This is a genomic window from Micromonospora sp. BL1, assembly GCF_003667485.1.
GTDB classification, from domain to species: domain Bacteria; phylum Actinomycetota; class Actinomycetes; order Mycobacteriales; family Micromonosporaceae; genus Micromonospora; species Micromonospora tulbaghiae.
The window spans coordinates 14,494-39,569 of the sequence record NZ_RCVK01000287.1 but is presented as its reverse complement, the minus strand read 5'-3'; the positions used below and the strand labels follow the sequence as shown (position 1 = coordinate 39,569).

General features: G+C 73.1%; 27 protein-coding genes and 2 tRNA genes. 14 read left to right on the top strand and 15 right to left on the bottom strand.

The window, feature by feature from the left end:
* Positions 1–15: 15 nt before the first annotated feature.
* Positions 16–1,200 carry an ROK family transcriptional regulator gene (locus EAD96_RS21615; RefSeq protein WP_121685582.1) on the bottom strand — a complete coding sequence of 395 codons (1,185 nt, stop codon included), beginning with the start codon at positions 1,198–1,200 and terminating at the stop codon, positions 16–18.
* Positions 1,201–1,296: 96 nt separating this feature from the next.
* Entirely contained in the window at positions 1,297–1,692 is a 396-nt protein-coding gene (locus EAD96_RS21610; RefSeq protein ID WP_120568566.1) for a hypothetical protein, read from the bottom strand.
* Positions 1,693–1,960: 268 nt separating this feature from the next.
* Between EAD96_RS21610 and EAD96_RS21605 the strand changes: the two genes are divergently transcribed.
* The 5 genes from EAD96_RS21605 (at position 1,961) to EAD96_RS21585 (ending at position 6,339) form a co-directional block, all read left to right on the top strand.
* Positions 1,961–2,033 (top strand) — tRNA-Asn (locus tag EAD96_RS21605).
* Positions 2,034–2,209: 176 nt separating this feature from the next.
* Positions 2,210–4,345 carry an MMPL family transporter gene (locus tag EAD96_RS21600; RefSeq protein WP_121685586.1) on the top strand — a complete coding sequence of 712 codons (2,136 nt, stop codon included), beginning with the start codon at positions 2,210–2,212 and terminating at the stop codon, positions 4,343–4,345.
* Positions 4,338–5,573 (top strand): NAD(P)/FAD-dependent oxidoreductase, encoded by a 1,236-nt coding sequence (locus EAD96_RS21595; protein WP_121685581.1) that lies wholly within the window; start codon positions 4,338–4,340, stop codon positions 5,571–5,573. The genes EAD96_RS21600 and EAD96_RS21595 overlap by 8 nt, the downstream gene beginning before the upstream one ends.
* A 120-nt stretch (positions 5,574–5,693) precedes the next feature.
* Positions 5,694–5,770, top strand: a tRNA-Ile gene (locus tag EAD96_RS21590).
* 206 nt (positions 5,771–5,976) lie between these two features.
* Positions 5,977–6,339: a hypothetical protein gene (locus tag EAD96_RS21585; RefSeq protein ID WP_121685580.1), complete on the top strand. Its 363-nt coding sequence runs from the start codon at positions 5,977–5,979 to the stop codon at positions 6,337–6,339.
* Here the strand turns inward: EAD96_RS21585 and EAD96_RS21580 are convergent.
* Together EAD96_RS21580 and EAD96_RS21575 are read right to left on the bottom strand one after the other, a co-directional pair.
* Positions 6,336–7,010, bottom strand: coding sequence for an HAD family hydrolase (locus EAD96_RS21580; RefSeq protein WP_121685579.1), 675 nt, complete (start codon positions 7,008–7,010; stop codon positions 6,336–6,338). The two genes, EAD96_RS21585 and EAD96_RS21580, sit on opposite strands and share 4 nt — an antisense overlap.
* Before the next feature lie 98 nt (positions 7,011–7,108).
* Positions 7,109–7,765 carry a hypothetical protein gene (locus EAD96_RS21575; RefSeq protein WP_121685578.1) on the bottom strand — a complete coding sequence of 219 codons (657 nt, stop codon included), beginning with the start codon at positions 7,763–7,765 and terminating at the stop codon, positions 7,109–7,111.
* Positions 7,766–8,115: 350 nt separating this feature from the next.
* Here EAD96_RS21575 and EAD96_RS21570 point away from each other — a divergent pair, with 350 nt between their 5' ends.
* On the top strand, positions 8,116–8,430 hold the full coding sequence (locus EAD96_RS21570; protein WP_121685577.1) for a hypothetical protein: 315 nt from the start codon (positions 8,116–8,118) through the stop codon (positions 8,428–8,430).
* A gap of 79 nt (positions 8,431–8,509) precedes the next feature.
* Here EAD96_RS21570 and EAD96_RS21565 read toward each other — a convergent pair whose 3' ends face one another.
* The 3 genes from EAD96_RS21565 to EAD96_RS21550 form a co-directional block, all read right to left on the bottom strand.
* Positions 8,510–8,983 (bottom strand): hypothetical protein, encoded by a 474-nt coding sequence (locus tag EAD96_RS21565; protein ID WP_233586122.1) that lies wholly within the window; start codon positions 8,981–8,983, stop codon positions 8,510–8,512.
* 501 nt (positions 8,984–9,484) lie between these two features.
* Positions 9,485–10,276 (bottom strand): aminoglycoside N(3)-acetyltransferase, encoded by a 792-nt coding sequence (locus tag EAD96_RS21555; RefSeq protein ID WP_121685576.1) that lies wholly within the window; start codon positions 10,274–10,276, stop codon positions 9,485–9,487.
* A 56-nt stretch (positions 10,277–10,332) separates the two neighbouring features.
* Positions 10,333–10,767 (bottom strand): hypothetical protein, encoded by a 435-nt coding sequence (locus tag EAD96_RS21550; RefSeq protein ID WP_121685575.1) that lies wholly within the window; start codon positions 10,765–10,767, stop codon positions 10,333–10,335.
* Positions 10,768–10,831: 64 nt separating this feature from the next.
* On the opposite strand from EAD96_RS21550, the gene EAD96_RS21545 reads away from it, so the two are divergent.
* A complete protein-coding gene (locus tag EAD96_RS21545) occupies positions 10,832–11,416 on the top strand; it encodes a GNAT family N-acetyltransferase (protein ID WP_121685574.1) in 585 nt (194 codons plus the stop codon).
* Positions 11,417–11,422: 6 nt separating this feature from the next.
* On the opposite strand, the gene EAD96_RS21540 is transcribed toward EAD96_RS21545, so the two are convergent.
* Together EAD96_RS21540 and EAD96_RS21535 are read right to left on the bottom strand one after the other, a co-directional pair.
* Positions 11,423–12,610, bottom strand: coding sequence for an aromatic acid exporter family protein (locus EAD96_RS21540; RefSeq protein WP_121685573.1), 1,188 nt, complete (start codon positions 12,608–12,610; stop codon positions 11,423–11,425).
* Between the two features lie 50 nt (positions 12,611–12,660).
* Complete coding sequence (locus EAD96_RS21535) at positions 12,661–13,128, bottom strand: SRPBCC family protein (protein WP_121685572.1); 468 nt, start codon at positions 13,126–13,128, stop codon at positions 12,661–12,663.
* 158 nt (positions 13,129–13,286) lie between these two features.
* Between EAD96_RS21535 and EAD96_RS21530 the strand changes: the two genes are divergently transcribed.
* The 3 genes from EAD96_RS21530 to EAD96_RS21520 all read left to right on the top strand — a co-directional run bounded on the left by EAD96_RS21530 (position 13,287) and on the right by EAD96_RS21520 (position 15,051).
* A complete protein-coding gene (locus EAD96_RS21530; RefSeq protein ID WP_121685571.1) occupies positions 13,287–14,048 on the top strand; it encodes a GNAT family N-acetyltransferase in 762 nt (253 codons plus the stop codon).
* A gap of 83 nt (positions 14,049–14,131) precedes the next feature.
* Positions 14,132–14,524: a hypothetical protein gene (locus EAD96_RS21525; protein ID WP_091421509.1), complete on the top strand. Its 393-nt coding sequence runs from the start codon at positions 14,132–14,134 to the stop codon at positions 14,522–14,524.
* Complete coding sequence (locus EAD96_RS21520; protein WP_091421506.1) at positions 14,521–15,051, top strand: DUF6036 family nucleotidyltransferase; 531 nt, start codon at positions 14,521–14,523, stop codon at positions 15,049–15,051. The genes EAD96_RS21525 and EAD96_RS21520 overlap by 4 nt, the downstream gene beginning before the upstream one ends.
* 17 nt (positions 15,052–15,068) lie before the next feature.
* On the opposite strand, the gene EAD96_RS21515 is transcribed toward EAD96_RS21520, so the two are convergent.
* Positions 15,069–15,752 carry a hypothetical protein gene (locus EAD96_RS21515; protein ID WP_121685570.1) on the bottom strand — a complete coding sequence of 228 codons (684 nt, stop codon included), beginning with the start codon at positions 15,750–15,752 and terminating at the stop codon, positions 15,069–15,071.
* Positions 15,753–15,811: 59 nt separating this feature from the next.
* On the opposite strand from EAD96_RS21515, the gene EAD96_RS21510 reads away from it, so the two are divergent.
* Positions 15,812–18,952 carry a BTAD domain-containing putative transcriptional regulator gene (locus EAD96_RS21510; RefSeq protein ID WP_121685569.1) on the top strand — a complete coding sequence of 1,047 codons (3,141 nt, stop codon included), beginning with the start codon at positions 15,812–15,814 and terminating at the stop codon, positions 18,950–18,952.
* Between the two features lie 36 nt (positions 18,953–18,988).
* On the opposite strand, the gene EAD96_RS21505 is transcribed toward EAD96_RS21510, so the two are convergent.
* Both EAD96_RS21505 and EAD96_RS21500 read right to left on the bottom strand, forming a co-directional pair.
* A complete protein-coding gene (locus tag EAD96_RS21505) occupies positions 18,989–19,816 on the bottom strand; it encodes an ABC transporter permease (RefSeq protein WP_121685568.1) in 828 nt (275 codons plus the stop codon).
* Complete coding sequence (locus tag EAD96_RS21500) at positions 19,813–20,769, bottom strand: ATP-binding cassette domain-containing protein (RefSeq protein ID WP_121685584.1); 957 nt, start codon at positions 20,767–20,769, stop codon at positions 19,813–19,815. The genes EAD96_RS21505 and EAD96_RS21500 overlap by 4 nt, the downstream gene beginning before the upstream one ends.
* Before the next feature lie 126 nt (positions 20,770–20,895).
* On the opposite strand from EAD96_RS21500, the gene EAD96_RS21495 reads away from it, so the two are divergent.
* Entirely contained in the window at positions 20,896–21,279 is a 384-nt protein-coding gene (locus EAD96_RS21495; protein ID WP_120568582.1) for a hypothetical protein, read from the top strand.
* A 9-nt stretch (positions 21,280–21,288) separates the two neighbouring features.
* Here the strand turns inward: EAD96_RS21495 and EAD96_RS21490 are convergent, their stop codons facing one another.
* On the bottom strand, positions 21,289–21,810 hold the full coding sequence (locus EAD96_RS21490; RefSeq protein WP_121685567.1) for an SRPBCC family protein: 522 nt from the start codon (positions 21,808–21,810) through the stop codon (positions 21,289–21,291).
* 3 nt (positions 21,811–21,813) lie between these two features.
* Entirely contained in the window at positions 21,814–22,122 is a 309-nt protein-coding gene (locus EAD96_RS21485) for a metalloregulator ArsR/SmtB family transcription factor (RefSeq protein WP_013475589.1), read from the bottom strand.
* A gap of 87 nt (positions 22,123–22,209) precedes the next feature.
* Here EAD96_RS21485 and EAD96_RS21480 point away from each other — a divergent pair, with 87 nt between their 5' ends.
* A complete protein-coding gene (locus EAD96_RS21480; RefSeq protein ID WP_121685566.1) occupies positions 22,210–23,139 on the top strand; it encodes an LLM class F420-dependent oxidoreductase in 930 nt (309 codons plus the stop codon).
* A 190-nt stretch (positions 23,140–23,329) separates the two neighbouring features.
* Here the strand turns inward: EAD96_RS21480 and EAD96_RS21475 are convergent, their stop codons facing one another.
* On the bottom strand, positions 23,330–23,743 hold the full coding sequence (locus tag EAD96_RS21475) for a hypothetical protein (protein WP_121685565.1): 414 nt from the start codon (positions 23,741–23,743) through the stop codon (positions 23,330–23,332).
* A gap of 67 nt (positions 23,744–23,810) precedes the next feature.
* On the opposite strand from EAD96_RS21475, the gene EAD96_RS21470 reads away from it, so the two are divergent.
* Positions 23,811–25,037: an FAD-binding protein gene (locus EAD96_RS21470; protein WP_121685583.1), complete on the top strand. Its 1,227-nt coding sequence runs from the start codon at positions 23,811–23,813 to the stop codon at positions 25,035–25,037.
* Positions 25,038–25,076: the final 39 nt, after the last annotated feature.

Here is a 25,076-nt window from a genome sequence, read left to right as displayed (position 1 = left end):
GGGAGGGGGTGAGGGCTAGCGGGCGGCGTAGGTCTGGGTGCTGACCAGGTGGGCCGCGCCGATCAGGCCCGCGGTGTCGCCCAGGTCGGACAGGACGATCGGCATGCTGCCGGTCGCCAGCGGCGTGGAGCGCCGGTAGACCACGCCCCGGATCTCGGCGAGCAGGACCGGCCCGATCCCGGCCGGCGCGCCGCCGATGATCACGATGGCCGGGTTGACGAAGCTGACCAGCCCGACCAGCACCCGCCCGAGCCGGCGGGCGGCGTCGCGCACGAGCGTCTGCGCCGCCGGGTCGCCCTCGGTGGCCGCCGCGGCCACGTCGGCCACCGACAGCGTCCCGGCCGCGGCCAGCCGGTCCGCCAGCGCCGTCGAGCGCCCGGCCCGCGCGGCGCTCACCGCCTCCCGCACCAGTGCGACATCCCCGCAGTACGCCTCGACGCACCCGTTGTTGCCGCAGCCGCACAGCGGCCCGTCCTCGGTGAGCTGGAAATGGCCGATGTCGCCGGCCCCGCTGGCCGCGCCCCGGTAGAGCGCGCCGGCGAGCACCAGCCCGCAGCCGATCGCCTCGCCCAGCTTGACGTAGAGGAAGTCGTCGAACGGACGGCCGGTCCCGGCGTGCCGTTCGCCGAGGGCCATCGCGTTGGCGTCGTTGTCCACCTGCACCGGGCAGCCCAGCTCCGCGGCGAGCGTGTCGCGTACCGGGAAGCGGTGCCAGCCGGGCAGGGCCGGCGCGGAGACCGGCGAGCCGTCGCGGACCTCGACCGGCGCGGGCAGCGCGACCCCGACGCCGGTGAGCGACGTCAGTCCCGCCTCGACACGCAGCTTGCCGAGCAGTTCGACGATGCGCCCGACCACCACGTCCGGGCCGAGCCGGACGTCCACCGGCTCGTCGTGCCGGGCGAGCGGGTTCAGTTCGCCGTCGGTGAGCGCGACCCGCAGGAGACCGTCACCGACGAGCACCGCGCCGAACCGGACCTGCGCGCCGACGCGCAGCAGCGACGACCGGCGGCCACCCCGCGACGCGGCCGGCCCGGCGCTCTCCACCAGGCCGAGCGTGGTCAGCCGGTCCACCTCGGCGGCGAACCGGGCCCGGGGCAGGCCGAGGAGGTCGGCCAGCTCGACCCGGGAGCGTGGGCCGTCGTCGCGCAGCAGGCGCAGCAGCCGCGCCTGATCCGCCGTCTCCGGTCCGACCATCGGCATGTGGTCACCTCCCCACCGAGAATGTGCCACATCCGTGCCCGCGCACACGGGAGCGGGCCGGTCACCCGGAGGTGACCGGCCCGCTGTCCGCTTGCGTCAGAGCGTGTTGCCGGTGGACGGCTTGCTGCTCGTGCCGGTCGTGGTCGACCCGGTGGAGCTGGTCGAGCCGGTCGAGCCCGTGCCGTTGGCGCTGCGGCTGCCGACCGCGGCCGGCGTACCGGCGAACGGCTTGTCGGCGTCGGTCATGCCCTGCTTGCCGCCGTTGCCGGTGGCGAGCTTCTCACCGATCTTGGTCTGCCCCAGCTTGTCCTTGCCCTCCGAGTAGAGCCGGGTCGCCTGGGCCTGCGCGACCCCGGCCGCCTCCTGGACGGTCGGGTGGTCGAGCACCTTGCGCCCGCGGACCACCAGCTCCTCGTACTTCTCCCGGCCGGCACGGGCGCCCAGGACGAATCCCGCAGCCAGCCCGCCAAGAAACATGATCTTTCCGCGCATGGCGGCTCCTTCCGTACCTGACGCTCTCGCCGGTCTCCGCCAGCTCGGCGGAATGACCGTCTCGCGCCTGCGTTCTCTGTCGACGGCTAACTACCCATCCTGCTCTCCGCTCATACCTCCCTGTGCCGAGATGACGATTTGTCCGTAATCCTGGCGCGTCAGCCGGTCAGGTCCTCCTCCGATAACCCCCTGGCGCACCACCCCCCGATGTCCTGTACTCTTGTCCCCGTCGCACGGAGCGGAGAGATCCGAACCGAGCGGTGCACGGTCCCCTGTAGCTCAATTGGCAGAGCAGCCGGCTGTTAACCGGCAGGTTATTGGTTCGAGTCCAATCGGGGGAGCTTCGCTCCACGTCACGCCCGTCGGCATCGCCGGCGGGCGTTCGTCGTTCCCGCGCCCCCTGCGATGCCCGGCTGCCCGGTTTCCACCCGCGAGTCCTCGTTCGCCCGGCAGGATGGTCGGCGTCGACCTAGACTCCCGCTGCGTCGATTGATGCGTCGATCCGAGGACGGTGGAGATGGCCGCAGGACGCAGCCGCTGGACCGCGACGCTGATCGCGGTGGCGGTGGTGCTCGGCTGGCTGATCGTCGGCGGCATCGCCGGCCCCTACTCCGGCAAGCTCGGCGAGGTCTCCACCAACGACAACGCCTCCTTCCTGCCGGCCGACGCCGAGGCCACCCGGGCGCAGGACCTGGCCGCCGGATTCGTCGACCGGGAGACCACCCCGGCACTCGTGGTCTACGAACGCCCCGGCGGCCTCACCCCGGCCGACCAGCAACGGATCCAGGCCGACGCGGCCCGCTTCGCCGAGGTGCCGGGCGTGGTCGGCCCGCTGCCGCCGCCGATCGTCAGCCAGGACAAGCAGGCCGCCCAGGTGATCGTGCCGATCGACAGCGCCGAGGGCGAACAGATCCGGTCCGTGGTGGAACGCCTGCGCGACATCGCCGGCCCGGACCGCGACGGGCTCACCGTCGACGTGGCCGGACCGGCCGGGCTGCTCGGCGACCTGATCGAGGTGTTCAGCGCGATCGACGGGCCGTTGCTGCTGGTCACGCTCACGGTGGTGCTGGTCATCCTGCTCGTCGTCTATCGCAGCCCGATCCTCTGGATCTTCCCGCTGCTGGCCGCCGGGATGTCGTACTCGCTCGCCGCCGTCTTCGTCTACCTGCTCGCCGACCACGACATCGTCAAGCTCAACGGGCAGGCGCAGGGCATCCTCACCGTGCTCGTCTTCGGCGCCGGCACCGACTACGCGCTGCTGCTCATCGCCCGCTACCGGGAGGAGCTGCACCGGCACGAGCGCCCCTGGGACGCGATGCGGACCGCCTGGAAGGGCGCCGCCCCGGCCGTCATCGCCTCCGGCGCCACGGTCATCGTCAGCCTGCTCTGCCTGCTGCTGTCCAGCCTCAACTCCAACCGGGCGCTCGGCCCGGTCAGCGCCGTCGGCATCGCCGCCACGCTGCTGGTGATGCTCACGTTCCTGCCCGCGCTGCTGGTCCTCGGCGGCCGCTGGGCGTTCTGGCCCCGGCGACCCCGGTACGACCAGGCCGACCCGCGCACCGAACACGGCATCTGGGGGCGGATCGCCGGCTTCGTGGCGCGCCGCGCGCGTACCGTCTGGGTCGTCACCGCGGTGGTGCTCGCCGCCCTCGCGATCGGAGTGACCCAGCTCGGCGCCACCACGCTCGGCCAGTCCCAGCTGTTCACCCAGCGCACCGACTCGGTCGCCGGACAGGAGGTCATCGACAGGCACTTCGCGGCCGGCACCGGCAGCCCCGCCACCATCTTCACCACCCAGGCCACCGCGCGGCAGGTCGCCCAGGTGGCGCAGGGCGTGCCGGGCGTCGCCTCGGTGCTGCCGCTCGGCCAGCGGGGCGAGAACGCGCCGCCCGACCCGGACGCGCCCCCCAAGGTGGTCGGCGGGCGGGTCCAGCTCGACGTCACGCTCGCCGACCCGCCGGACAGCAACGGCGCCGAACGCACCATCCGTGACCTGCGCGAGGCGGTGCACCGGGTGCCCGGCGCCGACGCGGTGGTCGGCGGCTTCACCGCGATCAACGTGGACACCGCCGACGCCTCGGTACGCGACCGCGACGTCATCATCCCGGTGGTGCTGCTGGTCATCGCGGTCATCCTGGCCCTGCTGCTGCGCGCACTCGTCGCACCGGTGCTGCTGATCGCCACCGTGGTGCTGTCGTTCCTGGCCACGCTGGGCCTGTGCGCGCTGCTGTTCCGGTACGTCTTCGACTTCCCCGGCGTCGACCAGTCCTTCCCGCTGTTCGCGTTCGTCTTCCTGGTCGCGCTCGGCATCGACTACAACATCTTCCTGATGAGCCGGGTCCGCGAGGAGTCGGTCCGCCGCGGCACCCGCGCCGGTGTGCTCGCCGGACTGGCCGTCACCGGCGGCGTGATCACCTCCGCCGGCATCGTGCTCGCCGCCACGTTCTCTGCGCTCGCCGTCCTGCCGCTCGTGGTGCTCGTCGAGCTGGGCGTGGCGGTCGCCGTCGGCGTCCTGTTGGACACCGTCGTGGTCCGCTCGCTGCTGGTGCCCGCGCTCGCGTACGACATCGGGCCGAAGGTCTGGTGGCCGGGCCGCTTGTCGCGGTCGCACCGCGAGGGCGACCGGGCCGGGGCGGGGGTGGACCGTGCCTGACACGGACGTGGTGATCGTCGGCGGCGGCCTGGCCGGTCTCGCCGCCGCGCGGCGGCTGCACCGCGCCGGGGTGCCGTGGCGGCTGCTGGAGGCGGGCGACCGGCTCGGCGGGCGGGTCGCCACCGACCGGGTCGACGGGTTCCTGCTGGACCGGGGCTTCCAGGTGCTCAACACCGCGTACCCGCGGCTCACCGGCCTGGTCGACGTCGGCGCTCTCACGATGGGCTGGTTCACCTCCGGCGTGCTGGTCCGTCGCGGCGACCGGCTGGAACGCCTGGTCAACCCGCTGCGCGAACCCACCGGAGCGCCCGGCACGCTCACCTCGGGCATCGGGTCGCTGACCGACCGGTTGCGGTTCGCCGCGCTCGCCGCCGGCTACGCCACGGTGCCGGTCGGGCGGCTGCTCGACACGCCCGAGACCAGCGCCGAGAAGGCGCTGCGCCGGGCCGGGCTCTCCGACGCGATCATCGAGGAACTGCTCCGGCCGTTCCTGTCCGGCGTGCTGCTCGACCGCGAACTGGCCACCTCCAGCCACGTGCTCGCGGTCGTCATGCGCTCCTTCGCCCGCGGCCGCATCGGCCTGCCGGCCGACGGCATGCAGGCGCTGCCGAGGGCGCTCGCCGCGCCGCTGCCCGCCGAGCTGATCGAGCTGAACACCCCGGTCACCGAGGTCGCGCCCGGCCGGGTCCGCACCCCGTCCGGCGAGATCACCTGCCGCGCCGTCGTGGTCGCTGTCGACCCGCCCGCGGCGACCACGCTGTTGCCGGGGCTGCCACGGGTACGCATGCACGCGTACACGACCTACTACCACCGCACCGACACCGCGCCGCTGGACGAGCCGATCCTGCTGCTCGACGGCGACCGGCGCGAACTCGTCGCCAACACGGTGGTGGTGAGCCGGGCCGCACCCACGTACGCGCCGGACGGCGAGCACCTGGTCGCCACCTCGGTGGTCGGCCCGCAGGCCCCACCCGAACCGGTGATCCGGCGCGAACTGGACCGCCTCTACGGCCGCTCCACCGCCGACTGGACCCACCTCACCACAGTTACCGTGCCGGACGCGCTACCCGCCGCACCGCCGCCCCAGGGCCGGCTGCGCAAGCCGGTGGCGCTCGGCGACGGCCTGTACGTGGCCGGCGACCACCGCGACAGCCCGTCCATCCAGGGCGCGCTCGCCAGCGGATGGCGAGCGGTCGGCGCGGTCCTCGCGGACTTGCGGCGCGGGTGAGCCATCGGCGGGTAGCGCGTTGTTATCCTCGCGTTGCCCATCGTGCTGTCGCGGCCGTGTTTCCGCCCGGTAGGTGGTGGTCCGCGCAACGATCGGCGGGTTACGATCCGGCGCGGTCACGGGGCGGTAGCTCAGCCGGTTAGAGCAGGGGACTCATAATCCCTCGGTCGCGGGTTCGAACCCCGCCCGCCCCACCAATTGTTCTCCCTGGTCGGCCCTGCTGCCGGCGGTCGGGGGCCGATCGCGTCGAGGTCCGGTCCGACGCTCGACCAGGAAGCGGGGGAGCGGCACCGACCGGCGTTGGTGCGTCTTTTTCTAATCCCAAGGCCGCAGGTTCGACTCCTGGCCAGGCACACAGGTACTTCCCTTCGGACATCAAGGGTGGTTGATACACTCCGCGCCCATGGAGAAGCGCTACGCCGTAGCCGCCCTGGCCCTCGTAACGCTTCTCGCCGGCTGCACCAGCGATGCGTCCCATGACGAGCAGATGGAGTACCTACGCACGATGGCTCAGCGTGGGGCCGAGCTGCATGCCGTGGAGAAGAGCCGGCCATCGGGATCTCCCGGCGACGCGGAAGAGTGTTCCGACTCCTACGAGAATATCTACGGTGGACTCAACGGCCACGACGCGCCCCACGTCGGGAACTACGACGAAAAAGTCGCCTTGGTGAAGGAAGGCCGGCGTCTGTTCATGGAGAGCTGTATGAGCGGCACGCCGTCGTCGGCACAAGGAGCTTCACGTGAGCCCCGGCGACAGAACTCCTAGGACGGAACCTGGGCAAGCCTGAGCACGTATTCGAAGCCGCGTTTCTGCGCGGGCGAATCCACCATCGGCAGGATCAGCGCTGGTATGCCGGCGGAAACCGATCCGCCGTCGCCGGCGGGATGATCACCGACCATCAGGGTCTGGCCCGGTGTGGCATGGAGGGCTCCGAGGGCGGCGCCCCAGATGCGAGGGTCCGGTTTGACGAAGCCGACCTCGTAGGACAATACGAACGCATCGACATGGCCGTCGAGTCCGTGCCGCGCGAAGCATTTGCGGATGTCCCAGCCGACGTTGCTGACGACGCCGATGCGAACACCGCTGTCGCGCAATGCGGACAGGGTGGCGACGGTGTCGGCGTACGGCTCGATCGCTTCGGCGTGTGTTTCGTGCAAGACCGATGCCAGCGCCTGGTCCACCCCAGGAATCTGCTCCAGCACGGCGCGGATCGCCCGATCCCAGACTCGCGGATCCAGATCTCGGGCGATGTGGGCCGGATCCGTGGCCGTCTCCCGCAACAGTTTCGCGAAGTCGCCGGCAATGCGGTGCGGCTCGCCGGCAGCCAACGTCCGGTCGATCGATGCCGCCGCGTTGCCCACCCAGCGCTCCGAGTCCCTGGCGAACAGAGTCCAGGCGAAGTCGAACAGCACCGTCGTCACGGGCTCAGCGGTCATCGCAGCACCCTAGATCAATGCGATGAGTTCTGTGGGCCGCGACGCAGTGAGTCCGCCAGCCCTGCCGCCCACCACGCGAAACGCCCTGCTCAGCCGCGCTACCAGTACCTGCCGCAGGCCGGCTCGAGCTTGTCGACCGCGCTCTCCAGGTCGCCCGTGTCGCTCGCCATCTTCACGATCGCTTCCGCATATTCGAGCTTGGGCTTGATCGAGCGGACTTCGACGCCCTTCAGGCCTGCGGCCACGGCGAGCGCCCTGAAGTTGCTCCGCAGCGTGCGATCCGACTGCTCACCGGCCACCCCGTTCGCCACCGCCTCGAGGTTGACCAACCGGGTGGACGCCTCCGCCCGGGCGTTGACGAGTTCGGCCTCCACTGTCGAACTGGAGGCGACCCCGACCAGGGTGATCAGCCCGGCGATGGCCTTCTCCAGCGGACCTCTGACGGTGGTGCAGGCCGCCTTGTTGCTGGTGGTGGCCGGTTGGGTGGCCTTCCTGGTCGTAGGCGCCGCCACGGGGGCCGTCGAGGACCGGGGAGTGCCCGATGACCGTGAGGTCTGCGAGGGCTCGGGTGCGAGGCTCGGTGTGGCCGTCGGCGTCGAGGGCATGGGAGTGGGTGACTCCGTAGCGGCGCTCGCCACCACGGCAGTGGGCGTGCCCGGCGTCTCGTCGGCGCGGCCACACGCCGAGGCGGTGAGCAGCATCGCGGCGACCGCCGCGCAGAGGCCGAGCCGTCGTACCGTCACGTCGTGTCCCATCTCGCGATCTTGCGGGAGCGTGACGATACATGGCGGACGCAGTGGCGACCATCAACTGGCTGGACCGGCTGCCCGGGGCAGTCACTTGCCGACGAAGGGCTGGGGAACGCTACGAGATGCCGAGAGGTGCTTCGCTGTAGCAGCAGGCCGTCCGTCCCGGTCATTCGGCTGCGGTGCGAGTGGAACTCGGCCAGCCAGGCCGCTGAACCGCCCCTCTGCACGTCCATTCGAGGTCGAGAGCACGGCGAGAAACGCGGGGTGTATGCGCAGAACCGGCAGATGATAGATCAGCTTCGCTGACGATCATCGCCTGTCTTCCCAATCGCAACTCGAGTCGGCATGCTTGCCCGATGGAGAACCTGCACGCGTCGGCGCCGCATGCCCTGCACCTGTATTGCAGGGTCGACGTGCTGGTGACCGATGCTGAGGCTCTTGCCGATCACGCAGTCGCCGAGCTGCGAGAGGCGGAGATCGACTGGTCTGCGGAAGACGACGACCTCGAATCGGCGGTGGGAGAGCTGCGGGGCAGCATCGCCGACTCGCTCGGGGCGGTAGTGGACATCAGCCGCCTGATCGAGGGTGTCCCGGGAGTCGAGTTCCGAGGCGGTTGGTGCCGGGCCGAGCCGGGGCCGCCGCGGGAGATCCCCGTTCCCGGAAGCCGGTAGCCGCCGGGGCCTGCCGGCGGGCGGTCCGCAGCCCGTGCGGCAAGAACCTGGCGGACGAGCGGTGGTAGAAGACGAGTGCTCAGGGCTTGGGCGCGACCTGGATGATGCTGCTACCACTGGCGGTCGTGTTGCCGTCGCCGATCACTGAGGTGACCAGGTCGTAGAAGCCCGGCTTGGCATCGGGGCCGATCAGGATGGTGCTGGCGGGACGCTCGCCCGGAGTACCGGACGGCCGGACCGGTGTCGCCGTGAAGGTGACCAGCCCGGGCGCCGCCGAAGCGGCCTTCAGGTCGTCCACCGTGCCGTACGGGCCCATCAGCCGTGCGGTCAACTCGACCTGTGGCGAGGTGGAGCCGGGCTCGTCCGGGGACTCGACGGTCCACTGCACGGTCAGGGTCTGGCCCGGTTGGTACGGCCTGTCGACGTCCAGATCCTCGCAGCAGGTGTACGCCGGCGGCGGCACCTCCGCCACTGTCTCCGACGGTTCGGCGCCGCAGGCTGCCAGCAACGGAACGGCGAGGCAGCTGAGAAGGCGCAGGTGCGGCGAGTTCATGCGCAGGATCGTAGGCGGGGTTCGCCGCTGCCATGGGGCGGCGGAGAAATGTACAGCAGCCTATGGTTGCCGCGTGAACAGACGCCTGTGGGTGGTGTCGGTGCTGGCCGGGACCGCGCTGCTCGCCGTGCCGGTGACCGTCGTCGGCGTCCACGTGGCCCACCCGCGGAACGAGAGCGGATACCTGGTGCACCTCGAGCAGTACGGCGACCGGCAGAACGACAGGCCGCTGGCAGTGATGCCGCCGACCGCGGATCTGGTCGCCGAAGGCGACGCGGCGTGCGACTGGTTGCGCGAGCAGCCGTACGCGCTCTGGCGGCACGATCCGGAGTACCGCGAGCTTGTCGTCTACGAGCGCTACGTCCGGCAGGTCGAGACCCGGCTGCCGGCCTGGGGCCCTCGCAACGTTGACCTTGGAGTTGTGGCACCTCACAAAAGCCACGTGCGGGACATCCGAGGCGCCACAACTCCAAGATCGGCGCAAGCCCGCCGCAGGCGCGGTCAACGCGCGCGGTTCGCTGCCATCCAGGCGGTGGCGAAGTCGACCAGGGCGCGTTGGCGCATCAGCCGGGCCGTCGCGCCGCCGACTCGACCGATCGTCGCGCCGCCTGTCGCCTCGAAGTCGGCGCCCAGCCAGTGGAAGTCGTCCTCGTCGGTGGCGACGTCGGTCCACGTGGTCCACCGGCTCGTGCCATCCGGCAGCCGTACCGCCGAGCCTGTCACCGCCCGCGGCGGCGAAGCCTGCCGCCATTCCGCCAGGTGCAGCGAGGTGTTGGAGCTGTGGTCGCAGCCGAGCAGCAGCACCTTGCCGTCGAGCCGGTACACCGCGCCCAGCGGGGAGTGCTCGCCCAGCGCGTCGTCGAGTCGGTGGCCCTCGACGATGTCGGCGGCGTGCGCGCCGAGCGCGGCGAAGGACACCTGCGGGTGGTCGCTGCGGCGGGCGCCCGGCCAGGTGCGTACCGTCTCGGCGACCGCGCCCATCCACCGGCTCGGCGTGCGGGCCGGGTCGAAGCCGGGCGTCTGTTCGCGGATGACTGGCCACCACGCCTCCGGTACGGGCGGATGCCGCCACCCGGCCGGGTCCGTGTTGTCCGGCGTGTGCGTCGGCACGACGAGGGTGCCCTCCGGGCCGAGTGCGTCGAGCAGCGCCCACACCACCGCCTCGGTGCCACCGGCGACGAACCCGAGACTCCGGTACGACGAGTGCAGCAGCAGGACGTCGCCCGGGGTCACGCCGAGCGTCCGCAGGTCGTACGCGAGCGAGCTGACGGTGTGCGGTGAGGCCTGGTCCACGCGGCGCAGTGTAGGCGGGGCCGAGCCCGCACCTGGGACGGTGCCGGAGGACGGCGTCACTCCCACGGCGGGGCGTGCCGGTTCACGTAGTCGCGGGCGCGGGGGAGCGGATCACCCTGGTACCGGTGCGGCATGCGGTGATGCTGGGCCTGGCAGAACGTGGCGAGGTCGTCGACGATCATGATCCGGTCCAGTGGACGCCGCTCGAACTCCCGGTTGGCGGCGAGCAGGTCCGCCTCCCGGTTCCACCCGGCGTGGTCGAACGCCCAGCCCGCCCAGGTCGCGTACACGTGGAAGACCTGGCTCTGGCCCGCGAACCGCAGCCCCGCGAGGCCGATCGGCCGGTCCGGGTAGGTGTCCCGGCACACCCAGGCCAGGATGTGGCAGGCCCCGGCGGCGGAAAACGGCTGGTCGGCGCGCTCCCAGGCGAGTCGCTGGTCGGCCCGTTCCCGTGGCGTGCGCCGGAAGACGCCCGCCGCGGTCACCGCCATGGCTCGCACACTAGCGACACCAGGTCACTTGACACCAAGGGCGGATGGCGATGGAGAGTCTGGCATGAGCTTTCCGCTGTCGACGCCATCCGCCGTTCCCGCCGGCACGCTCACCACCGGCCCGCAACCCACGCTGTCCACGGCCGACGGCCTGGTCCTGCGCCCCTGGGCGGACGAGGACGCGCCGGCTGTCCTATCGGCGTACCAGGATCCGGAGATCCGCCGCTGGCACACCCGCCGGCCCGCGTCGCCGGAGCAGGTCCTCCAGTGGTTCGCCCACTCCCGTCGATCGTGGCAGGAGGAGACGGGCGCGAGCTGGGCGGTGACGCGCGACGGCGCGGTGGTGGGCCGCATGGCGTTGGGCGGCTTCAACCTCGACGACGGCGAGGCCGGGTGCGCGTACTGGGTGGTTCCGGCCGCTCGCGGCACGGGAGTGGCCTCCGGGGCGTTGCGGGCGCTGAGCGCATGGGCACTCGGCGAGGGCCGGCTGCACCGGCTCTGGCTGGACCACTCCACCCGCAACGTCGCGTCGTGCCGGGTGGCGGTCAAGGCCGGGTACCGGCTGGAAGGCACCAAACGCAGCGCGGCCGTGCACGACGACGGGCGGCACGACATGCACCTGCACGCCCGCGTCCGCGGGGACGGCTGAACCGGGTCACGACTGCGCGGCGGCCACCTCCCGGATGCGCCGCAGCGCCTCCTCCCGGTCCATCCCGGTCGCCTGGAGGATGTCGCTCGCGGCGGTCCGGACCTGCCCCACGATCACCGTGCCGGACAGCCCGGTCCCGGCCAGCTCCGCGCGCGTCGCCGCCGCCACCGCACGCAGCGCGTGGCGGCGCGCGTCCTCCGGGCCCTGGTCCGCGAGAACCTCCTCCTGTACGGCGTTCACCGCCGCACTGAGCGCCTCCACGGCGTCCGGCAGGCTCTCCGGGATCGGCTCCCCGTCCTCGATCAGCACGACGGCCCGCCGCGCCAGCACGCGGGTGTTCCAGACCGCCTGGTCCACGTCCGGTGCACCGAGCTGGTAGTGCCGGACCGAACGTCGTCTCGGCCAGCGCGCCGGGGCGAGGTCGACCGTCTCCTTCGCGCCGCCGAAGACGTCCCAGAACCGGCCCAGGTCCGCGCCGATCGCCTGCGACCGGCTCAACGCCTGGTCGGCCAGGTCGTGGTCACGTCGCCGCAGCGCGGCAGCGGTCGCCGCGAGCTGGCCGGCGAGCTGCCGCAGCGTCGGCGCTGCCACCCGCCGCACGACCCGCAGCGGGTTGATCGGCACCAGCAGCAACGTCACCACCAGTCCCACGCCGCCGCCGATCAGCGCGTCGACGAAGCGGGGGAACTCCAGCGTGTGCCGGGAGGAGGAGAGCGCGCCGAGCAGCACCGCCGTACCGCTGGCGTTGCCCACGATCCCGCCTCGCGTACTCAATGCCAGCGCGACCAGGACGGACGCCGCGACGATGACGCCGGTCTGCCACACCCCGGCGCCGACGGCCCCGATCAGCAGGTCCGACACGATGATGCCGAGCGTCACCCCGGCGAGCAGTTCGACGGTGTTGGAGAGGCGCCGTCCGAACGACGAGGTGATCACCGCGACCGCGGCGGCCGGGGCGAAGATCGGGCTCGGCATGCCGGTGAGCCAGCGCGCGACGGCCCAGGCCAGCGCCGCCGCTAGCCCGGCCTGCACGGCGAGTACGGACTTGATCCGCAGCTGTTGCATCCGGTCCCGCCCGGCGGCCCGGCCGCGCTCGTTCACGCGCTCCCACGCCTCGTCGAACCGTTCCGCGTCCAGGCCGGCGCGCCGCGACGACCCCCGCCGGCCGCCGCGACCCTCCCGCTGCCCGGTCACCGCCGGCGGCTACCCGCAAAACCCGCCGCCAATCCCGGCGTCCGTCGTGGTCAGCCGCCCGATTCGAGGTACGCGGCCAGGTGCGCCAGCGAGGACGCGATGCCCTCCTCGTGCACCGCCTGGTCGATGCCCGGCGGCACGCCGGTGGCGGTGACCGTCACCTCGGTGCCGTCGCCGGCCGCCGCGAGGTGCCAGGTCATGGTCATGGTGCCGGCGTACGCGGGGTCGTCGGCCTGGAACACGGCGGTCTGCACGACCCGGTGCGCCGGTACGAGTTCGGCGAACCCGACGTCGACCACGTCGGTGGCGTCCGACGTCTTGCCGGGGTTGCCGGCCGGGTCGAGATAGGTGAGCACCATCCGGAACCCGCCACCCGGGCGCGGATCCCACCGTTCGATCCGCCCGCGCATCCCGTCCGGCGGCAACCACGCCTCCAGGGCGCCCCGGTCCACGAGCGCGTCGTACACCGCCGCCGGCGGCGCGGCGATCGTCCTGCTGCCCCGATCGATCCTGCTCACCCCCAAACCCTAGGCCCGCGCCCTCCCGCCCGCGGGTGCCCCTCGTCGATCTTGGAGTTGTGGTCGTGAATGAATGCGGCTGAGAAGGGCGATTCGGGCCCCACAACTCCAAGATCGACGGGGAGCGGGAGCGGGGCGCGCCCGGTACGCTGCCGCGAATGCCGGTACGACAGCACCTCCACGACTCGCTGCTGCTCGGGGATGACGACACGCCGCTGGCCCGGCTGCGGCTGCGGGACGACGACGGCACGGCGGTCGCGGCCGACGTCCGGACGCTGCCCGAGGCGCCGCTCACCCGGCTCGTCGCGCAGGTACGGCGCGATCTCGCCGGGCACCGGCTGGAGACGCCGGACGAGGCGCTGGCGGCGGCACTGGTGGCCGACGGGCTGGAGCTGAGCCGGGCCGCCACGGACATGCGGCACGACCTGACCGACGTGCCCGAACCGGTGGCGCTGCCGGACGGCTGGTCGCTCGGCGCACCCGGCTGGGACGAAGACCTCGCCGCAGGGCTGGACGCGGCCTACGGCCCGGACCACCCGGACGGCCGCTGGCAGCCCAGCGACACCCGGGAGGTACGGGCGATGTTCGACACCGGCGAGCCGGTGCCACCCCTGGTGCCCGCCTCGGCCCGGCTGGTCGACCCGGACGGCCGCAGCGCCGGGCACGTGCTGTGCGCCGGGCCGGTGCCGTGGACCGACGACGACTGCGTCTGGATCCTGAATCTGGGCGTCGCGCCCCGCGCACAGCGCCGCGGGTTCGGCCGGGCGCTGCTCGTCCACGCGTTGCGCGGCGCGCGGGAGGCGGGCCTGCCGTCCGTCGGCCTGTCAGTGGTCGACGGCAACCCGGCCCGCCGGATGTACGACGCGGCCGGGTTCCGCGTCCTCACCCGGGTGCTCACGGTCCGAATCCCGGACGCGTGAACGCTCGGCCCGATGCCTCTGGGTGGTTCGCCGTCGTCGCGCCGTTTCCGCCGTGGTCCCTTGCGTGTACTAGCGTCGGCTGGGTGGGGAAGCATGCTGCGAGCTACGAGCCGTTGACGGTGGCGCGGCTGGGCGCGTTGCTCGTCCAGGCGGACGACAGCCGGCGTTGGCGGTTGGTGGCGGAGTTCCTGGAGGAGTTCCGCTGGGAGCCGCGCGAGACCCGCATGCGGTTGTTGCAGGAGGAGCCGGCACCCACCGGAGACGAGCACTGGGACGTGTTCCTTGCAGCGCTGGTCGAGCATCTGAGCGCGAAGGACGGGCGCGGCGCGCCGCGGTGGGTCGAGACACGGTCGCTACGGCGGTTCTGGTTCCCGTTCAACACCAGAGCCGCTCGAGTGGATGCGGTCGTTCACGCCCCGGCGGCGTTCCGTCGCCGGGGCGTCTACGTCTCCGCACATGAGCTGGATGTGGCATGAGGCCGGAAGATCCCCTTCTGGATCGCGCCGCGATCGAGGACGCCTTCCGCAGGTTGGGCGACCGGCTCGCGAAGCGGGGGGTGATCGCGGACCTCTACATCTTCGGCGGTGCGGCGATGGCCTTGGCCTACGACGCGCGGCGGTCGACGCGTGACATCGACGCGGTCTTCCAGCCGCACGGGGTGGTACTCGACGAGGCCCGAGCCGTCGCGAACGAACTCGGTCTTCCGCACTGGTGGCTCAACGAACAGGCGAGCGCCTATGTCGCTCCTGGCGGTGACGCATCCGCTCCACGTGTCTTCGACCACCCGGGCCTTCGGGTCGCCGCTGCGTCTCCGGAGCATCTGCTGGCCATGAAGGTGCTCGCGGCTCGACGGCGGGACGCCGAAGACATCCGCTTCCTCATTGATCATCTCGGGCTGACGAGTGCCGAGCAGGTGCTCGATCTGTGCGCTGAGATCTTTCCCGAGGAAGAGGTGCCGGGCCGCGCAAGGCTTGTGCTCGACGACGTGTTCGGCGCCGACTGAAGGTCAGGGGCCGACCGTCAGGCGCCGGTGAGCAGAAGGCGGTGCTCGGACCAGAGCCAGCGCAGGTAGTCCCGCAGCCGTTCCGGGGTGGCGATCCAACCCTGGCCGGGATAGCGGAGCAGTCGGCTGACCTCGCCGGCCACCAGGTCGTACCCGGCCACGCCGGTCTCCGGCACCGGGGCGTCCGGTGCGACAGCCACGGGCAGCGGGACCATCGGGATCCGCAGGCCGGCGTCGTCGCAGGCCCGCAGCACGGTGAGGTATACCCGGACCAGGTGGTACGGCGAGACAACGACCGCGACGCTGCCGACGCCCAGCGCCCGCACCTGCTCCACGATCCACGCGGCCTGCCGTCCGGTGCCGGTGACCGGCTCGGCCTGGAGCACGACTCCGTCGGTCCGGCGCAGCCCGAGCCCGCGCAACCGGTCCAGCGTGAGCGGACGGTAGGTCCGTTCGGCCGAATCGGTGTTCGCCACCAGCAGGTGCCGCAGTGCCGGGCCGGTCTCCCAGGCGCGGATCGCCTCGGTGAGGCGCCAGTCCTCGCCCTGGCCGGTGGGCACCACGAGCGCGTCCACCCGCTCGGCGGCGCGGTGGGGGAGCGTGAGGACCATCGTGACCGCCTCCAGCACCGCCAGGAGCCGGTCGGCGGGGACGCCCGCGAACGCCTCGGCCGGCACGAGCCGTGGCAGCGGGCGGGACACACTCGTCACGCCCGCGATCTTGCCACCTTCGGGTCGACGGGGGATGAGAGAGTGGCACGGTGCGGGTGGGGATCCTCGGGCCGCTTGAGGTCCGCGACGGCGATCGGCCGGTCGACGTCGCCGGGGCGCGGCTGCGGGCCCTGCTGATCCGCCTCGCCCTGGACCCGGGCCGGCCGGTGAGCGTCCCAGCGCTGGCCGAGGCGCTCTGGGGTGACGAGCCGCCGACCGACACCGCCAACGCCGTGCAGACGCTCGTGTCCCGGCTGCGCCGGGCGGTGCCCGGGCTCGGGGTACGCAGCAGCCCTGCCGGCTACCGGCTCGACCTCGACCCGGACGACGTCGACGCCGGGCGGTTCGAGCGGCTGACCCGGCAGGGGCGGGCGGCGCTGCGCGACGGTGACGCGGCGACGGCGCGGACGGCGTTGCGCGACGCGCTCGCGCTGTGGCGCGGGCCGGCGCTGGCCGAGGTCGCCGACGCGCCGTACGCGGCGGCAGCGGTGGCGCGGCTGGCGGAGCTGCGGCTCACCGCGCAGGAGGACCGGATCGAGGCGGAGCTGCGGACCGGGCGGCCCGAGCTGATCGTCGCCGAACTGGGGGAGCTGACCGCCGCGCATCCGCTGCGGGAGCGGCTGGCCGAACTGCACCTGCGCACGCTCGCCGCGGCCGGGCGGCCCGCCGAGGCGCTCGCCGCGTACGAGCGGACCCGGCACCGGCTCGCCGACGAGCTGGGCGTCGACCCGTCGCCGCAGTTGCGGGCCGCGCACCTGGAACTGCTGCGCGGCGAGGCGGTCCCGCAGCAGCCGGCGCCCGCGCGGCGGGGCAACCTGCGGTCGGCGCTCACCACGTTCGTCGGGCGCGACGAGGATCTGGCCCGGCTCACCGGGCTGCTCGCCGCCAACCGGCTGGTGACCCTGCTCGGGCCGGGCGGAGCGGGCAAGACACGGCTGGCGAGCGTCGCGGCGGGCCGGCTCGCGGACGGCGTACCCGGCGGGGCGTGGCTGGTCGAGCTGGCCCCGATCACCGACCCGGCGGACGTGCCCCGGGCCGTGCTCGACACGCTCGGCCGCCGGGACCGGACGCTGGAACCGGTACGCCCACCGGCCCGCGACACGCTCGGCCGCCTGGTGGAGACGATCGCCACCGACGAGACGCTGATCGTGCTGGACAACTGCGAACACGTCGTCGAGGCCGCCGCCCGGCTCGCCGAGGAACTGCTCGGGCACTGCCCGGGACTGCGCGTGCTGGCCACCTCCCGGGAGCCGCTGGGCATCGTCGGTGAGGTGCTGGAGCCCGTACCGCCGTTGCGCCTGCCACCGGCGGACGCGACGCCGGGCGACGCGCTCGCGTACCCGTCGGTGGAGTTGCTGCGCGACCGAGCCGCCGCCGTGCGCGCCGGGTTCGCGGTGACCGGCGACAACGTGGCGGCCGTGGTGGAGATCTGCCGGCGGCTCGACGGCCTGCCGCTGGCCATCGAACTCGCCGCGGCGCGGCTGCGGACGCTGTCGCCGCGGCAGGTCGCGGCCGGGCTGGACGACCGGTTCCGGCTGCTGACCGGCGGCAGCCGCACCGCGCTGCCCCGGCACCGCACGCTGCGGGCGGTGGTGGACTGGAGCTGGGGGCTGCTCACCGACGACGAGCGACGGCTCGCGGAACGGCTCGCGGTCTTCCCGGCGTCGGTAACCGCCGAGTCGGCGGCCGGCGTCGCCGGCCCGGCCGCCGCCGCGCTGCTCGACGCGCTCGTCGACAAGTCGCTGCTCCAGGTGGTCGGCGACGGGCGGTTCCGGATGCTGGAGACCATCCGGGAGTACGGACTGGAACGGCTCGCCGCCGCCGGAGCGGTGGCCGATGCGCGCGCCGCGCACGCGGCGTACTTCCGGGAGCTGGTCCGGACCGCGGAGCCGCACCTGCGGACCGCCGGTCAACTGCCGTGGCTGCGGCTGCTGGAGGCGGAACGGGAGAACGTCGTCGGCGCGCTGCACTACGCCTGCGACGCCGGTGACGCCGACACCGCGCTGCGGATCGGCGCGGGGCTGGCGTTGCCGCTGGTGATCTGGGGCGACGACGGTGGCATCGGCGGTGACGTGCTGGCCCGGGCGCTGGCGCTGCCCGGTCCGGCACCGGCGGAGGAGCGGGCGGTGGTGCTCGCCATCCGGATCGGTTCCGAGCTGGCACGCGGCGAGCAGGGGCCGACGCCGGAGCAGATCGCCGAGCTGACCACGACCCTGCGGGCGGCGGAGGGGACCAAGCACCCGATCGTGGGACTGCTGGCGCCGATGCTGTCGATCTTCGGCGACGACACGGCGGCCGGGATCGCGGCGATCGACCGGGCGCGCGGACACCCCGACCCGTGGACCGACGGCACGCTGCTGGGGATACGCGGCAAGTTCAAGGAGAACGACGGCGACGCCGAGGGCATGCTGCGCGACCTCACCGACGCCGCCGCGGAGCTGCGCGCGGTCGGTGAGCGGATGAGCCTGTCGCACGTGCTCAGCGAGTACGCGGACGCGCTCACCAAACGCGGCGACTTCGACGCGGCGACCGCGGCGCTGGAGGAGTCGGTGCGGCTGGCCCGGGAACTCAACCCGGCCTCCGAGCCGGGCTTCCAACTGATCTGGCTCGCCGCCATCCGCGCCCGCTCCGGCGACGTGGCCGGCGCCAAGGCCGAACTGCGCCGCTTCGTGACCGACCGGGACGGTCGGGACGGCGCGTTCGGGCTGATGATGCTCGGCAGCATCGCCCGCTCCGACGGCTCGCTGGACGAAGCCGAGGAGTGTCTCGCCGAGGCGATGCGCCGGCAGGCCGAGACGCCGCTCGTCGCCCCGCAGTTCCGTGGCCTGCTGCTGGCCGAGATGGGCCATCTGGCGCTGGCCCGCGGCGACCTGCCGGGTGCGCGCCGGCACCTCGACGAGGCGACCACGCGGGCCCTCGCCGCCCGGGACATGCCGGTGGTCGCAATCGTCACTGTCGGCTGGGTGGCGCTGGCCGCTGCGGAGGGCCGGTACGAGCGGGCCGCCGAAATGCTCGGCGTCTCGGACTCGCTGCGCGGCCGGCCCGACCGGTCCAACCCGGACGCGCAGCGGCTCGCCGAGCGGCTGCGCGCCGAGCTGGGCGAGGAGGGCTACGCCGCCGCGTACGCCCGGGGTAACGGCCTGAGCCGGGCCGACGCCCTCGCGTTCGTGGGCGGCGACCCGGCTCGGTGACCGGCGTGCCGCGCGGTCAGGCGCGGCGCGGACGGGTCACGCCCGGCGGCGGTAGGCGCGGACCGCGAGCGGCGCGAAGACCGCGATGATCGCCACGGTCCAGAGCAGCGACCGGGTCACCGGCCCGGCCACCGGGCCACCGACCATCAGGCCCCGGGCCGCCTCCATCACGTCGGCCACCGGGTTGACCCCGACCCACCACTGCAACCAGCCGGGCAGCGTGTCCGTCGGCACCATCATGTTGGTGCCGAAGGTCAGCGGGAACAGCAGCAGGAACGCCGTGCCCTGCACCGCGCCCGGGCTGCGCATCAGCACCCCGAGCAGCACGCCGATCCAGCTCACCGCGAACGCGAACGCGATGGTCAGCAGGCAGGCGGCGAGCGCGGACAGCGGGTCGGTGCCGATCCGGAAACCGAGCGCGTACCCGAATCCCAGCAGCACCACGATGGAGACCACGAACCGGACCAGGTCGCCGACCACCGAGCCGACGAGCGGCACGGACCGGGCGATCGGCAGGCTGCGGAACCTGTCGAAGACGCCCTTCTCGACGTCGGTGTTGAGGCTGACGCCTGTCGCGATGGACGCGAACAGCACGGTCTGCACCATGATCGCGGGCAGCAGGAACTGGAGGTACTCGTGCTGCGAACCGGCGACCGCGCCGCCGAGCAGGTAGACGAAGATCAGCACGAAGACGATCGGCTGCAGCGTGACGTCGAGCAGTTGCTCCGGGGTCCGGATCGTCTTGATCAGGCTGCGGCCGGCCAGCGCGAGACTGTGCCGGGCCATGCCGAACGGACGGCCGGCGGCGTGGGCGGTGCCGGCCCGGGACGGCGTCGCCGCCGCCGTACGAGTGGTCGTGGTCATGCCGCCACCTCCGTGGGCTCCTCGGTGCCGTGGCCGGTCAACGTGAAGAACACCTCGTCGAGGCTGGGCAGCCGCAGCGCCAGCTCCACCACCCCGATGCCGGCGTCGTCGAGCCGGCGGACCACAGTGGTGAACGTGGCGTCGCTGTCCACCGGCACGGTGAGCAGGCCCGGCCGGGGCAGCTCCGGATCCGCCCCGGTACTGGCGCGCAGGATCTCGGCGACCGCGCCGATCCGGCCCGGATCGGTCGGCCGGACCACGATCGTCTGACTGCCGGCGATCCGCTTCAGCTCGCCGGGCGTACCGTGCGCGATCACCCGGCCATGGTCGATCACCGAGATCTCGTCGGCGAGCGCGTCGGCCTCGTCCAGGTACTGCGTGGTCAGCAGCACCGTCGACCCGTCGTCGACCAGCGAGCGGACCACGCCCCACATCTCCTCCCGCTTGGCCGGGTCCAGGCCGGTCGTGGGCTCGTCCAGGTAGATCACCTCCGGCCGGCCGACCAGGCTCGCGGCCAGGTCGAGGCGGCGGCGCATGCCACCGGAGTACGTCTTGGCCGGGCGCCCGGCCGCGTCGGTCAGGCCGAACCAGGCGAGCAGCTCCGCCGCCCGCGCCCGCGCCTCGCGGCGGTTCAGGTCGAGCAGCCGGCCGATCAGCACCAGGTTCTGCGTGCCGGTCAGGTCCTCGTCGACCGAGGCGTACTGGCCGGTCAGCCCGATCAGCCGGCGTACCCGGGCGGCGTCGGTGACCACGTCGTGGCCGCCGACGGTGGCGCGCCCCTCGTCCGGGCGCAACAGTGTGGCGAGGATCCGCACCGCTGTGGTCTTGCCGGCGCCGTTGGGCCCCAGCACCCCCAGCACGGTCCCCCGGCGTGCGGCGAGGTCGATCCCGGCCAGCGCGGTCGTCGTACCGAACCGCTTGACCAGGCCCTCTGCCTCGAATGCGTAACTCATGACGCCGACGATCGCCGGGGTCGCTGGCACCGGGCGCACACGCCGCGCACACCGCCGTGTGCGCGGCGGTGGAATCGAGTACGCGTGCTCATTCGCCCAGGCCGCCGGCCGGGCAGGATCGGAGGCGTGACGACGAGACGTACGCTGCTCGGCGGTCTGCTCCTGGCGCTGGCCACGGCCGGCGCCTGGGTGGCCTGGCTGAGCTGGGAGTCCGGCTGGACCGTGGACCCGCAGACCGGCGACATGAGCGGGCCGTACGCGGTCTGGCAGGTCGCCGCCGCGGTGCTGAGCCTGGCCGCGCTGGCCGCGGTCGGCGGCTGGTGGCTGAACATCTGGCTGGTGGCAACGGTGATGACAGTGGCGTTCACCGTCCCGTGGGCGGTGCACGCCGCCTCGACCGACGACACCGGCCTGTGGGCGGTCGGTGCGGCGCTGGTGGCCATCGGCACGACCATCGGGACGACGCTGGTCGGCGGCGCCGCCGGATGGCTGCGCCGCCGGACCGCGTGACTGCAGGCGTCAGTCGCGGTTCAGGCGATCGGCGTACGCGTCGCGCAGCTCCGCCCAGCCGAAGTTCTTCGCCTCCGCGCCCCGGATCGGGCCGACCGGGTCGCCGTCGAGCAGACGGTCGGCGACGTCGAGGCAGAGGTGCCAGCCGGCAGCAGTCATCGGTGCGAGGTCGGGACCGCCGACCCGGTGCCGCAGCGTGAGCGTGGTCCCGTCGCCGTTCGCTGTCAGCTCCCAGCGCAGCAGGTCGTCGCCCCAGGTGTACTCCAGCAGGTGGGGCCGGTCCGCGCGCAGCACCCGGGCGGGCGCCGGGTGGGTCTGGTCGCCGTCGACGGTGCTGAGCACGGCGGCACCGGGACGGCCCAGGTCGCGGTCGGCCAGGAACGGCGCCCACGCGGCGAGCTGATCCGGGTCGGTGAGCGCGGTCCACACCGTCTCCGGCGGGTGCCGCAGCTCGCGGACGAAGACCAGTTCGTTCTCGGGTGTCAGCTCCACCCGGGCGAGCGGGCCGGGACGGAACGTGTCGCGGTCCATCTGTCACTCCTGACTGTCGAGATGGCGTTCCAGGGCGTCGAGGTGCGCGGTCCACATCGACCGGTACGGCCCGAGCCAGTCGTCCACTGCTCGTAGCGGTGCCACGTCGACCCGGTAGATCCGCCGCTGCGCGGCCGTGCGGCAGGTGACCAGGCCGGCGTCGCGGAGCACCCGCAGGTGCTTGGAGACCGCCGGCTGGCTCATGCCCAGCGCGTCCACCAGCTCGCCCACGCTGCTCTCCGCCCGCCGGAGCCGGTCGAGGATGCGGCGCCGGGAGGGCTCGGCCAGCACGGTGAAGGCGTCGACGGTCACCTAAATAATATGCCTCATCGGTTATATGCCTGGCAAGGAATGACAGGTCGCGCTGCCCCGGCCCGGCCGGCTCCATATGCTCGGGGGATGGAACTGCGGATCTTCACCGAGCCCCAGCAGGGGGCCACATACGACCAGCTCCTCGCCGTGGCCCGCCGCGCGGAGGAGACCGGCTTCGCCGCGTTCTTCCGCTCCGACCACTACCTCAAGATGGGTTCGGTGAGCGGCGACCCCGGCCCGACCGACGCGTGGACCACGCTCGCCGGCCTTGCCCGCGACACCACCCGGATCCGGCTCGGCACGCTGATGACCGCCGCCACGTTCCGGCTGCCCGGCCCGCTGGCGATCACCGTGGCGCAGGTCGACCAGATGAGCGGCGGCCGGGTCGAGCTGGGCATCGGCACCGGCTGGTACGCCGAGGAGCACACCGCGTACGGCATCCCGTTCCCGGCGCTGGGGGAGCGGTTCGACCGGCTGGAGGAGCAGCTCGCCGTCATCACCGGGCTCTGGTCCACCCCGGCCGGCTCCACGTTCGACTTCCCCGGCACGTACTACCCGGTCAGCGACTCGCCCGCGCTGCCCAAGCCGGTGCAACGCCCCCGACCGCCGATCCTGCTCGGCGGCATGGGACCGAAGCGCACGCCCCGCCTGGCCGCCCGGTACGCCGACGAGTTCAACCTGCCGTTCGCCTCGGTCGAGGACACCGTGGCGCAGTTCGGGCGGGTACGCGACGCCTGCGCCGAGATCGACCGCGACCCGTCCACGATGACCTGGTCCAACGCGCTCGTGCTCTGCTGCGGCCGCAACGAGGCCGAGGTGAAGCGCCGCGCCGAGGCGATCGGCCGCGAGCCCGACGAGCTGCGCGCGAACGGCGCCGCCGGCACGCCCGCCGAGGTGGTCGAGACGCTCGGCCGGTACGCCGAGGCCGGCAGCTCCCGGGCCTACCTCCAGGTGCTTGACCTGGCCGACCTGGACCACCTGGAGCTGGTGGCCGCCGAGGTGATGCCCCAGCTCTGACCCGGCCCCTGCCCGCCGCCCGTCCCGCACCACCCCACAAACCCGCGATCTTGCAGTTGCGGCCCTTTCGGTGCCGGATTTACGGCTCTTGTCGGGGCAGTATCTGCATGATCAACGGGGTGGGCGCCCCCGCGGAAGCTGTATCCGTTCGCCGGGCCATCCTCGGCGGTACGCGTGAGCGGCGGACGGGTCAGCTCGCTGTGGCGCGGCGGACGGTGTCGAGGCGGCCGTCGCGGTCGCTGTCCAGGTATGTCACGTCGGGCACACCGTCGCCGTCCAGGTCGACCTGCACCACGTCGGCCACGCCGTCGCCGTCGAGGTCGGTCACCACCTCGACGGAACCGTCCAGGTGCCGGGTCACGATCGACCGGCCCGACACCTGGCGCGGCGGCGGTCCCGGACGGGGCACCGGGTCCGGCTCGGGCTCGGGCGTGGGCCCCGGCACCGGCGCGGTCGCGGCGGGCGTCAGCCCCACAGCGGCGGGCGCCACCCCCACGGCGGCCTGCGGCATCTCCGCAGCGTCCGGGTCCACGCCGGTCGGGTCGATCTCCTCCTCCGACGGGTACACGTCGCCGCGGAGGCTCGGGTCGCGGTAGCTGCTCATCCCGCCAGGATTCCCGCCGAGTGGCCGGGGCAACCCTGCCGGCGCATGATGGCGCATGATGCAGCGCATGACGGACACCAACTGGGCCGGAAACGTCAGCTGGTCGGCGCGTACCCGATCGCGGCCGACCTCGACCGACGAGCTGCGCCGGCTGGTCGCGGAGGCCGACCTGGTCCGGGCCGTCGGCACCGGTCACTCGTTCAACCGGCTCGGCGACACCACCGGCGTCCAGGTCGCGCTGGACGGCCTGCCGCCCACCGTCGCGCTCGACCCCGATCGCGGCGCGGTCACCGTCGCGGCCGGCCTGCGCTACGGCGACCTGGCCACCGCGCTCCAGGCTCAGAGGTACGCGCTGGCGAACCTCGCCTCGCTGCCGCACATCTCGGTGGCCGGCTCGGTCGCCACCGCCACCCACGGCTCCGGCGCGCGGAACCGCAACCTGGCCGCCGCCGTCGCCGCGCTGGAACTGGTCACCGCCGACGGCGACCTGATCACCGTCGACCGGGCCGACCCGCGGTTCGCCGGGCTGGTGGTCAACCTGGGCGCGCTGGGCGTGGTCACCCGGCTCACGCTCGACGTGGTGCCCACGTACGCGGTGCGCCAGCACGTCCGGCTCGGCCTGCCCCGCGCGGCGCTGGACGAGGCGCTGGACGCCGCGTACAGCGTCAGCGTCTTCACCTCGTGGCGTTCGGAGCGCTTCGACCAGGTGTGGGTGAAGCAGTACGCCGACCAGGCGCCGCCGCCCGCCGACTGGCTGGACACGGTGGCCGCCGACTCGCCCCGGCACCCGGTGCCCGGCATGTCGCCGGAGCACTGCACCGCGCAGCTCGGCGAGCCGGGGCCGTGGCACGAGCGGCTGCCGCACTTCCGGCTCGGCTTCACCCCGAGCAGCGGCGACGAGTTGCAGTCCGAGTGGCACGTGGCCCGGGACGACGCGGCGGCGGCGCTCGCCGCGCTCGACCCGGTCGCCGACCGGATCGCCGCCGTACTCCAGATCTGTGAGCTGCGGACGATCGCCGCCGACGAGCTGTGGCTGAGCCCGAACTACCGGCGCGACTCGCTGGCGCTGCACTTCACCTGGATCGGCGACCCGGTGGCGGTGGCGCCGGTGCTGGCCGAGGTGGAGGAGCGGCTGGCCCCGTTCGCGCCGCGCCCGCACTGGGGGAAGCTGTTCGAGCGCGATCCCGCCGCCGCGTACCCCCGGCACGCCGACTTCGCCGCGCTGCTGCACGAGTTCGACCCGAAGGGGAAGTTCCGCACCGCCGAGATGGACCGCTACTTCCCCCGGGACTGACTCAGCTTCCCCAGGGGCCTGACCCAGCTTTCTCCGGGG